A 9,353-nucleotide genomic window follows, 5' to 3' on the forward strand; every position below is an offset into this window, starting at 1 on the left:
AGGTGCCAAGCTGGCCGCACAAGCCATCGACAAACGTCGAAGCAAAGGGGAACTCAGTGGCTGCGTCCATCAACAGCGTGCTCACCACCGACCAGCTGCCCGTCGTGGTCATCGGAGCCGGCCCCATCGGCCTGGCCGCCGCCGCCCATCTCATCGAGCGCGGCATCGAACCGCTGGTCCTGGAAGCCGGCCCCGCCGCCGGCAGCGCGGTACGGGAGTGGTCGCACGTGAGGCTGTTCTCCACCTGGGGCGAGGTCGTCGACCCGGCCGCCGAGAAGCTGCTGGCGCCCACCGGCTGGGTCCGCCCCGACGGCACGACCTACCCGACCGGCGGCGACTGGGCCGAGCGCTACCTGCAGCCTCTCGCCGACCTCCTGGGCGACAAGGTCCGCTACGGCGCCACGGTGACCGGCGTCGCCCGCGCCGGCCGTGACCGGATCGTCGACGCCGGCCGCGACGAGCAGCCCTTCACCGTGCACATCCAGTCCGCCGACGGCGCCGAGGAGCGGATCACCGCCCGCGCAGTCATCGACGCCTCCGGCACCTGGTCCACTCCGGGCCCTGTCGGCGCGGAGGGCTTGCCCGCCCTCGGCGAGAAGTCGGCCGTCGGCCGCATCTCCTACCGCGTCCCGGACCTGAAGGACCCGGCCGTACGTGCCCGTTACGCGGGTAGGCGCACCGCCGTCGTCGGCTCCGGCGCCTCCGCCTTCACCGCCCTCGCCCTCCTCGCCGACCTGGCGAAGGATGAGGCCGGCACCCACGCGGTGTGGATCCTGCGCCGCGGTATGGGCGCGAACACCTATGGCGGCGGCGAGGCCGATCAGCTCCCCGCGCGCGGCGCGCTGGGCCTGCGTGCCAAGGCCGCGGTCGAGGCCGGCCACGCGAGCGCGGTCACGGGATTCCGTACACAGGCTGTGGAACGCGACGGGGACCAGCTCGTCCTCCTCGCGGAGGGCGGCCGCCGTCTCGCCCCGGTCGACGAGGTCATCGTCCTGACCGGCTTCCGCCCCGACCTGTCGTTCCTCTCCGAGCTCCGCCTCGGCCTCGACGCACGCCTCCAGGCGCCGACCGCGCTCGCCCCGCTGATCGACCCGAACGTCCACTCCTGCGGCACGGTCTACCCGCACGGCGTGAACGAGCTTTCCCACCCCGAGCAGGGCGTCTACCTGGTCGGCATGAAGTCCTACGGCCGCGCCCCGACCTTCCTCGCCATGACCGGCTACGAGCAGGTCCGCTCCATCACCGCCGCCCTCGCCGGAGACCAGGAGGCCGCCGAGCGCGTCGAACTCACCCTCCCGGAGACGGGGGTGTGCGGCGGCGCCGGCCTCTTCGACGAGCCGGAGAACGCCGAGCAGTCCGGAGGCTGCTGCGCGGCCCCCTCCACCCTCCAGATCGGCATCGGTGCTCCGGCCACCGTCTCCGGCGGCTGCTGAACTCCCCACCCACCCCAGGAGGTTCGCCATGACGTCCCGCGTACAGCTCGCCCTCCGTGTTCCCGACCTCGCCGCGTCCATCGCCTTCTACACGAAGCTCTTCGGCACCGAGCCCGCCAAACTCCGCGACGGCTACGCCAACTTCGCCATCGCCGAGCCCCCGCTCAAGCTCGTCCTCATCGAAGGCACCGCAGGCGAGACGACCCGCATGGACCACCTCGGCGTCGAGGTCGAGACGGCCGAGGCGGTCCACGCCGCTACCGCCCGCCTGGGCGAGGCCGGCCTGGCCACCGACGTGGAGAACGACACCACCTGTTGCTACGCCCTCCAGGACAAGGTCTGGGTCCACGGCCCCGGACAGGAACCCTGGGAGGTGTACGTCGTCAAGGCCGACGCCGACTCCCTGGCCAAGCAACAGGGCGGCACCTGCTGCACGGGCCCGGTCGACGCCGCCGTCGAGGCGAAGGAACCGTCCGTCGCGGGCGGCTGCTGCTGATCCGCCGATGGCCGACCTCCACACCGGCGAGGCCGTGACCGGGACGGGAGACCGGTCACGGCCTCGCGCCGCTTTGCCCGCCCTGTGCGCCACCCAGATCACCGGCTGGGGAATCGTCTACTACGCTTTCCCCGTCCTCAATCCACAGAACGCCGCCGCCTTCTCGGGCGCGCTCCTGGTGTCCGCTTCCCCCTGCTCGTGGGCATCGCGGTCGCATGCGTCCTCCGCCTCAGTGCCGATGGTCGGGACCGCCACCCCGGAGGGCACGCAGCAGCCCTTGCCCTGCCAGGCGTCGCGGCCTTCCTTTGTGGCAACGGCGGCGATGACGAGTGCGGCAATGGGATCGGCCCAGGACCAGCCAAGGGTGGCGTTGAGGATCAGGCCGATCAGAAGCACGGCCGAGAGGTACGTGCACAGCAGAGTCTGCTTGGAGTCGGCGACCGCACTGGCGGAGCCGAGTTCACGGCCCGCGCGGCGTTGAGCCGCTGACAGGAACGGCATGACCGCGAGAGAGAGGGCGGCGAGCACGATGCCGGGGATGGAGCGCCCCGCCTCCCCCGTACCAATCAGCGCGCGGACGGCGTCGACAGTGACGTAGGCGGCGAGCGCAAAGAACGACAGCGCGATGATCCGCAGCGTTGTCTTCTCTCGCGCCTCGCGCACGGCGCGCTCACGGGCGGAGAACTGCCAGGCCACCGCGGCGGCAGAGGAGACCTCGATGACCGAGTCCAGGCCGAAGCCGATCAGGGCGGTGGACGAGGCGAGAGTGCCGGCGGTGATGGCGACGATCGCCTCGATGACGTTGTAGGTGATGGTCGCCGCGACCAGCAGACGTATCCGACGGGCGAGCACGTCTCGGCGGGCCGGGGAGGGTCCGAGGGATGTCGCGGTCATCAGCAGCATCCCTTCTCGTCGGCGTCGGCACAGGTGCGGTCGGTCTCGACAGCCACCACAGCGGCACGCAGGTCGTCCAGCGCGTGACCGAGGCGCTCGTCCGCCAGTTCGTAACGGGTGCGTCGGCCGTCGGGCACGGTGACGACCAGGCCGCAGTCGCGCAGGCATGCGAGGTGGTTGGAGAGCCGGGTGCGCGAGATGCCGAGCGCGTCGGCGAGATCGGCGGGGTAGGCCGGGGCCTCGCGCAGCGCGAGCAGGATGCGGCAGCGGATCGGGTCGGCGAGCGCGCGGCCGAACCGGGCCAGTACTTCGATGTCGGAGGTAACAGGCAGCACAGTACGACAGTACATAAATTCCTGAATTCAGGAAAGCGTGGATCGTCGGCTTGGGGGGCCTGCCCCGTAATAGGGAAGAGACGAGTGCCAACATCGCAGGCGAGTGGACCAAACTGGCGCTCTCGGTGCCGGACACCACCCGAACCGTGCTGAGCGAAGCCCGCGACGCCTACGACGGAGCGTGCGAGGCCCTCGCGTGGAGCATCGCGTTCACGTGCCTCGGGACCTGGTCGACACCCGGCAAGCGCAGACCCGTGAGAAGGGAGCAGCCAGGACGTCTCGACGGTCTGCCGGATATTGGGTAGCGCCCAACTGCGCGCGCTTCTAGGCTGAGGACCGCTTCGCGCGGTGGCCGTTGGCTGCCGCTGTCGGCCGGGTGTGAAACGGGAGGTGTGACCGATGGCTGTCTCTGTGATGGGCGCTGCCCGCAACCAGAAGTTCATCCACTCCACCTCCGTGGTCTCCGGCTGACCTCTCTCTTCCCGCGCCAGTGAGCGCGGTGCCGGGGCCACCCATGTGAAGGGTCACCCCTTGTCTTTCTCTTCCTTTCAGCTTCCCGCTTCGCATCCTCTCGCCCTCTACGGCTGGGATGGGGAATGGGAGGCCGAGTTCGCTCCGTACGTGGAACAGGGTCTGTTGCCCGGTCGTGTCGTACGGGTCGACCGTGGTCTGTGCGATGTCGTCACTCCGGCAGGCGTCGTCCGTGCCGATACCGAGTTCGTTGTGCCCCGTGACCCGATGAAGGTCGTGTGTACGGGTGACTGGGTCGCCGTCGACCCCGAAGGTGACGATCCGCGGTATGTGCGGACGCTGTTGCCTCGGCGCACGGCCTTCGTGCGGTCGACCTCGTCGAAGCGTTCCGAGGGCCAGGTGCTGGCCACCAACATCGACTACGTCGTCATCTGTGTGTCGCTCGCGCTTGAACTGGACCTCGGGCGGATCGAGCGGTTCCTCGCGCTCGCGATGTCCTGCTCCAGTGGTGAGGCGCTGCTGCATAGGTCGGCACTCTCCTGGGAGTCCGGTGCGCAGCCCCTGGTCGTCCTCACCAAGGCCGACCTCGTGCCCGAAGCGGCGACGCTCGGACACCTCGTCCAGGATGTCGAGACGGCGGCGCCCGGGGTCCCGGTGCTGCCGGTCAGCTCCAGCGCCGGGGAGGGTCTGGACGTGCTCGCGGCGGTGCTGTCGGGCGGCACGTCCGTCCTCCTCGGACAGTCCGGCGCGGGTAAGTCGACCCTCGCCAACGCACTGATCGGCGAGGACGTGATGGACGTACGGGCCGCGCGTGACGTGGACGGCAAGGGCCGCCACACCACGACGACCCGCAACCTTCTCGCCCTCCCCGGCGGGGGTGTCCTCATCGACACGCCCGGACTGCGCGGGGTTGGCCTCTGGGACGCCGAGACCGGCGTCGGGCAGGTCTTCTCCGAGATCGAGGAGCTGGCCGCCGACTGTCGCTTCCACGACTGCGCGCACGACGCGGAGCCCGGCTGCGCGGTTCTCGCCGCCGTCGACTCCGGCGTCCTTCCCGAACGCCGCCTCGACAGCTATCGCAAGCTGTTGCGTGAGAACCAGCGGATCGTCGCCAAGACGGATGCGCGGGTGCGGGCGGAGATTCGACGGGACTGGAAGCGGAAGGGGGCGGAGGGGAGGGCGGCGATGGACGCCAAACGGGGTCGTTGGCACTGAGCCTGCGCGGAACGGGGGTCCGGGGCTGCGCCCCAGGCCCCCGGGTGTGTTCTTCGGCTGCGGACGGGCGGGGGTTGGTCGCGCAGTTCCCCGCGCCCCTAAGCGCGGGGCTTCGCCCCGCATCCCCCGCCTGCTCGAACTTCTTTGACTGACGGCCGGTGGGGGTTGGTCGCGCAGTTCCCCGCGCCCCTGAGGCGGGGGCTTCGCCCCGCATCCCCCGCTCGCCCGGATTCGTTCGGCCGTCGGCCGGTGGGGGCTGGGCGCGCAGGTCTCCGCGCCGCTTAAGAGCGCTGGCGCGCATCTTTCAGCCCGTCCGGCGGTTGAGGACCGGGGGCTGGGGGGATCAAGGTTTTGGGTTGAGCGTCGTGTCTGAAAGCCGCCAGTCGAAGGGCGGGTGGTGGCGCAGACTGGTAGGTGTGATTGACGCGGAGACCAGGTACGAGGCGGTGCGGAGCAGGGACGCCCGGTTTGACGGGGAGTTCTTCTTCGCGGTGGAGACGACCGGGATCTACTGTCGGCCCAGCTGCCCGGCGGTGACGCCGAAGCGGCAGAACGTGCGGTACTACACGACGGCCGCCGCGGCGCAGAGCTCGGGCTTCCGAGCCTGCCGCAGATGCCGCCCGGACGCCGTCCCCGGCTCCGCGGAGTGGAACGTACGGGCCGACGTCGTAGGGCGCGCCATGCGACTCATCGGGGATGGCGTGGTCGACCGGGAGGGCGTCGGAGGGCTCGCCATCCGGCTCGGATACAGCGCCCGCCAGGTGCAGCGGCAGCTCACCGCGGAGGTCGGCGCGGGCCCCGTCGCCCTCGCCCGCGCCCAGCGCGCCCACACCGCCCGCGTCCTGCTCCAGACCACCGGCCTGCCGATCACGGAGATCGCGTTCGCGGCCGGTTTCGCCAGCGTCCGGCAGTTCAACGACACGATCCGCGCGGTGTACGCCTCGACGCCGAGCGAACTGCGCGCGGCCGCCGCACCACGGGGCGGGACCGGAGCCCGGCGCACCGTCACCCCCACCGCCGGGATCCCGCTGCGCCTCGCCCACCGAGGCCCCTACCAGTCCGCCGCCGTCTTCGACCTGCTCGCCCACGAGGCGGTCCCGGGGGTGGAGGACATAGACGGCACCCCCGGCCGCCGTACCTACCAACGCACCCTGCGCCTCCCGTACGGCACCGGAATCGTCGCGGTGGACGAACGCTCGCGCGGCTGGCTCGACGCCCGGCTCCACCTCACCGACCTGCGCGACCTCACCACCGCCGTCCAACGCCTGCGCCGGCTGTTCGACCTCGACGCCGATCCGTACGCCGTCGACGAGCGGCTGGGCGCCGACCCCCGGCTGGCCCCGCTGGTCGCCGCGCGCCCCGGCCTGCGCTCGCCGGGTGCCGCCGATCCGGACGAGCTGGCCGTGCGCGCGCTGGTGGGGCGGGCGGAGGCCGAGCGGCTGGTGCGGCGGTACGGGAAGGCGCTGGACGCCCCGAGCGGCACGCTCACCCATGTGTTCCCGGAGCCGGCCGTCCTCGCGGAGGCCGAGCCCGACGGCCCCCTCGGCGCGCTCACCACCGCCCTCGCCGAAGGCACCCTGCGGCTGGACGCGGGCGCGGAGCGCGATGAGGCGCAGGAGGCGCTGCTGGCGTTGCCGGGGCTGGACGGCCGTACCGCCGCCGAAATCCGTACGCGCGCGCTCGGCGACCCCGACGTGGTGCCGCCGGGGGTGGATGTGCCGGACGCGTGGCGCCCGTGGCGCTCGTACGCCGTTCAACACCTCAGGGCTGCGGGGGAGTTGGAGTGAAGTCCCCGGGCGGCCGTCGGGAACGTCAGTGTCGCGGTGCCGGAAGCAGGCGCGGTTCCAGGCGCTCCTCGACCGCCCGGTCCCCCTCGCGCCGGACGACGTACGCCCCCTTGCCCGGCGTCTCGCTGACGGTCTCGACGAGTTGCGTACCGCGGTAGACCAGGCCCACGCCGTCGTCGGTGCAGTGGCTGAGCGGCAGCGTGCCCTCGGCGACGAGCCGGTGGACCAGGGGGCGGCGGCCGGGGTCGGTGTCGTAGTGGACGCCGTTTCCGTACGGGAGGAAGCCGAGACCGTTGGTGAGCGGGCGCAGTTCGGGGCCGAAGGAGTCGGTGGTGCCACCCTGGAACCAGCAGATGGATCCGGCGCTCACCCCGCTGAGGACGACCCCGGCCTGCCACGCGCGACGGAGGATCGAGTCCAGTCCGTGTACGCGCCACACGGCGAGCAGGTTCGCCACCGAACCGCCCATCACCCACACCACGTCCTGCTCCAGCACCGCCGCCTCGATGTCATCGAGGTTGGGCATGGGGAAGAGGTGCAGCGGCGTCAGGTCGAAGCCCGCCACGCGCGCCGCCTCGCTCATCCGGGTGGTGAAGTGCTCGGCGTCGCCGATCGCGGTACCGACGTACATGACCCGGGGTCGGCGCCCGTGCACGCCCGACAGTTCGACTGCGTGGTGGACGAGCGCGTCGAAGGTCAGCCGGGTGCGGTCGCCGACGCGGTGACCACCCGACGTGGCCAGGACGGTGGGTTCCGTGGCGGTCATGGTCGGCGACCCTACCAAGCGCCGTCGGGGCTCCGGTCAGTCCTCCAGACCCCAGCTGTGGATGCGCCGGGGATGGATGCGGATCAGTTCCTCGCTGAAGTGCGGCCCCAAGTCGTGGGGGCCGGTGAGGAGTTCGGCCTCGCCCCGGATGTCGATGCCGCGCACCTTCCACGGCTGCCGGCTGACGATGTCGTCGACGACGAGCGCCACCTTCGGGTTCTTCCGCAGGTTGCGCCACTTCTTCGTGGTGCCCATCGCGTAACCGCCGATCAGGATCGTCCCGTCGTCCTGCGGGAAGAAGCCGACGGGGTTCGCCTGCGGCTGCCCGTGGGCGTCTACGGTGGCCAGCCGACCCAGTCGCTGTGTGGTGAGGTAGGCGCGTTCCGCCTCGCTGAATTCGGTCATGGCAGCAGCCAAACACGCTCGTTCGCGGACCGCATCGGGTCCTGGTCCTAGGTCTCCCGACCCAAAGTGGTTCGGACGTCGCTCTGTTCGGGACGATCGAACGATAGGTCCTACGAATCGGTGGTGCGGGTGAGTGGGGACGGCCAACGGTGTGACGTTTCGTTGACGGGCTCGACGGTGAGGGAAGCGATCCCGTATGACCCGCGTGATCAAGGCTCGTCATCTCTTCACCGTCCTGGTGACCGTTCTGGCGCTCGTCCCGCCGGCCGCCAGCGCCGATGCGGGGCCCACCCCCCTCACCGGCCCTGACAGCGGCCTCGCCGGCGATCAGGCGCTCTGGACCGGCACCTGGGAGACCGCCCCCTCCGGAACCGCCCCCGCCCTGCCCGGCGCCTCGATCCGCAACGTCGTGCACACCAGCGTCGGCGGCAGCGCCGCCCGCGTCCGCGTCTCCAACCGGCTCGGTACCGCAGCGCTCCAACTCGACGCCGTCACAGTCGGGTTGCAGGAGTGGGGCAGGCCCATGAGCCCGAACGCCGCCCCGGGGTCGCTGCGCGTCGCCACGTTCGCCGGCCGCCGATCCGTGACGATCCCCGTGGGGCAGGACATGGTCAGCGACCCCGTCGACCTCCCGATCCCCGCCGACGCCAACCTCCTGATCTCGGTCCACACCCCCGCCGACTCCGGCCCGGCGACCTACCACCGCTCCGCGTTCCAGACCAACTTCCTCGCCCGCGAAGGGGACCGGACCGCCGACGAGCCCGGCACCGCGTACACCGTCACCCTCGGCAACTGGTACTACGTGACCGGTGTCGACGTACTGGGCGCTCCCGCCGCGGGCAGCGTGGTCGCGCTCGGGGACTCCCTCACCGACGGCACCGGCTCGACGTCCAGCGCCAACCGCCGCTGGCCCGACCTGCTCGCCGCCCGTCTGCGCACGCTCCCCGCGTACCGCCGGCTCGGTGTCCTCAACGCGGGGATCTCCGGAAACCGCCTCCTGCAGGAGAGCGGCGGCCCGAGCGCCCTGACCCGCCTCGACGCCGACGTCCTCTCCCGCGCCGGGGTGCGCACGATGATCGTGCTGGAGGGCATCAACGACATCAAGGGCACGCCCGAGCAGACGGACCCCCTCGCCATCGAGGACGCCTACCGCCGGATCGTGGAGCGCGCCCACGCCCGCGGGATCCGGGTCGTCGGCGCCACGATCACCCCGTACGGCGGATATGGCGCCTATACGGAGTCCCGCGAGGCGGTCCGGCTGACGGTCAACGCCTTCATCCGCAACGCCGCTCTCTTCGACGCGGTCGTGGACTTCGACGCCGCCGTCCGCGACCCGGCCGACCCGCACCGCATTCTCCCCGCCTACGACCCCGGCGACCACCTCCACTTCAACGACACGGGGATGCAGGCGCTGGCCGACGACGTCGACCTGGACGAGCTCCTCGGCTAGGACCTGGGCCCTGTCGTCACATTCCCGTCTGCCCCGCGACGCCATGCACGCGCCCCCAAGTTCTCGGCTTCGCTCGAACAGGGAGGGACCCCCTTCGCCGC

At 71.4% G+C, this 9,353-nt stretch carries 9 protein-coding genes; 5 read left to right on the top strand and 4 right to left on the bottom strand.

The annotated features are described in order from the left end of the window. Window positions 1–56 precede the first annotated feature (56 nt). Together ACFVWD_RS24070 and ACFVWD_RS24075 are read left to right on the top strand one after the other, a co-directional pair. A complete protein-coding gene (locus ACFVWD_RS24070) occupies window positions 57–1,433 on the top strand; it encodes an NAD(P)-binding domain-containing protein (RefSeq protein ID WP_389598846.1) in 1,377 nt (458 codons plus the stop codon). Window positions 1,434–1,461: 28 nt separating this feature from the next. Further along, window positions 1,462–1,929 carry an ArsI/CadI family heavy metal resistance metalloenzyme gene (locus ACFVWD_RS24075; RefSeq protein WP_389598848.1) on the top strand — a complete coding sequence of 156 codons (468 nt, stop codon included), beginning with the start codon at window positions 1,462–1,464 and terminating at the stop codon, window positions 1,927–1,929. A 120-nt stretch (window positions 1,930–2,049) separates the two neighbouring features. Here the strand turns inward: ACFVWD_RS24075 and ACFVWD_RS24080 are convergent, their stop codons facing one another. Together ACFVWD_RS24080 and ACFVWD_RS24085 are read right to left on the bottom strand one after the other, a co-directional pair. Next, on the bottom strand, window positions 2,050–2,823 hold the full coding sequence (locus tag ACFVWD_RS24080) for a cation transporter (protein ID WP_389598850.1): 774 nt from the start codon (window positions 2,821–2,823) through the stop codon (window positions 2,050–2,052). After that, window positions 2,823–3,173 carry an ArsR/SmtB family transcription factor gene (locus ACFVWD_RS24085; protein ID WP_389598852.1) on the bottom strand — a complete coding sequence of 117 codons (351 nt, stop codon included), beginning with the start codon at window positions 3,171–3,173 and terminating at the stop codon, window positions 2,823–2,825. The genes ACFVWD_RS24080 and ACFVWD_RS24085 overlap by 1 nt, the downstream gene beginning before the upstream one ends. Window positions 3,174–3,689: 516 nt before the next feature. Here ACFVWD_RS24085 and rsgA point away from each other — a divergent pair. Then, on the top strand, window positions 3,690–4,844 hold the full coding sequence (rsgA, locus tag ACFVWD_RS24090) for a ribosome small subunit-dependent GTPase A (protein ID WP_389598854.1): 1,155 nt from the start codon (window positions 3,690–3,692) through the stop codon (window positions 4,842–4,844). A 419-nt stretch (window positions 4,845–5,263) separates the two neighbouring features. Then, a complete protein-coding gene (locus ACFVWD_RS24095; RefSeq protein WP_389598860.1) occupies window positions 5,264–6,631 on the top strand; it encodes a bifunctional transcriptional activator/DNA repair enzyme AdaA in 1,368 nt (455 codons plus the stop codon). Window positions 6,632–6,656: 25 nt separating this feature from the next. Here ACFVWD_RS24095 and ACFVWD_RS24100 read toward each other — a convergent pair whose 3' ends face one another. Both ACFVWD_RS24100 and ACFVWD_RS24105 read right to left on the bottom strand, forming a co-directional pair. Continuing rightward, a complete protein-coding gene (locus ACFVWD_RS24100) occupies window positions 6,657–7,397 on the bottom strand; it encodes a Type 1 glutamine amidotransferase-like domain-containing protein (RefSeq protein ID WP_389598855.1) in 741 nt (246 codons plus the stop codon). Window positions 7,398–7,433: 36 nt separating this feature from the next. Continuing rightward, entirely contained in the window at window positions 7,434–7,802 is a 369-nt protein-coding gene (locus ACFVWD_RS24105; RefSeq protein ID WP_101401642.1) for a PPOX class F420-dependent oxidoreductase, read from the bottom strand. Between the two features lie 196 nt (window positions 7,803–7,998). Between ACFVWD_RS24105 and ACFVWD_RS24110 the strand changes: the two genes are divergently transcribed. After that, complete coding sequence (locus ACFVWD_RS24110) at window positions 7,999–9,252, top strand: SGNH/GDSL hydrolase family protein (RefSeq protein ID WP_389598857.1); 1,254 nt, start codon at window positions 7,999–8,001, stop codon at window positions 9,250–9,252. Window positions 9,253–9,353: the final 101 nt, after the last annotated feature.

The organism is Streptomyces sp. NPDC058086, from assembly GCF_042885015.1.
In the GTDB taxonomy this organism is placed as follows: domain Bacteria; phylum Actinomycetota; class Actinomycetes; order Streptomycetales; family Streptomycetaceae; genus Streptomyces.

Coding starts and splice junctions, on each gene's coding strand:
- ACFVWD_RS24085 (WP_389598852.1), bottom strand. CDS start 3,173: ATGTACTGTCGTACTGTGCTGCCTGTTACCTCCGACATCGAAGTACTG.
- ACFVWD_RS24105 (WP_101401642.1), bottom strand. CDS start 7,802: ATGACCGAATTCAGCGAGGCGGAACGCGCCTACCTCACCACACAGCGA.
- ACFVWD_RS24100 (WP_389598855.1), bottom strand. CDS start 7,397: ATGACCGCCACGGAACCCACCGTCCTGGCCACGTCGGGTGGTCACCGC.
- ACFVWD_RS24080 (WP_389598850.1), bottom strand. CDS start 2,823: ATGACCGCGACATCCCTCGGACCCTCCCCGGCCCGCCGAGACGTGCTC.
- ACFVWD_RS24075 (WP_389598848.1), top strand. CDS start 1,462: ATGACGTCCCGCGTACAGCTCGCCCTCCGTGTTCCCGACCTCGCCGCG.
- ACFVWD_RS24110 (WP_389598857.1), top strand. CDS start 7,999: ATGACCCGCGTGATCAAGGCTCGTCATCTCTTCACCGTCCTGGTGACC.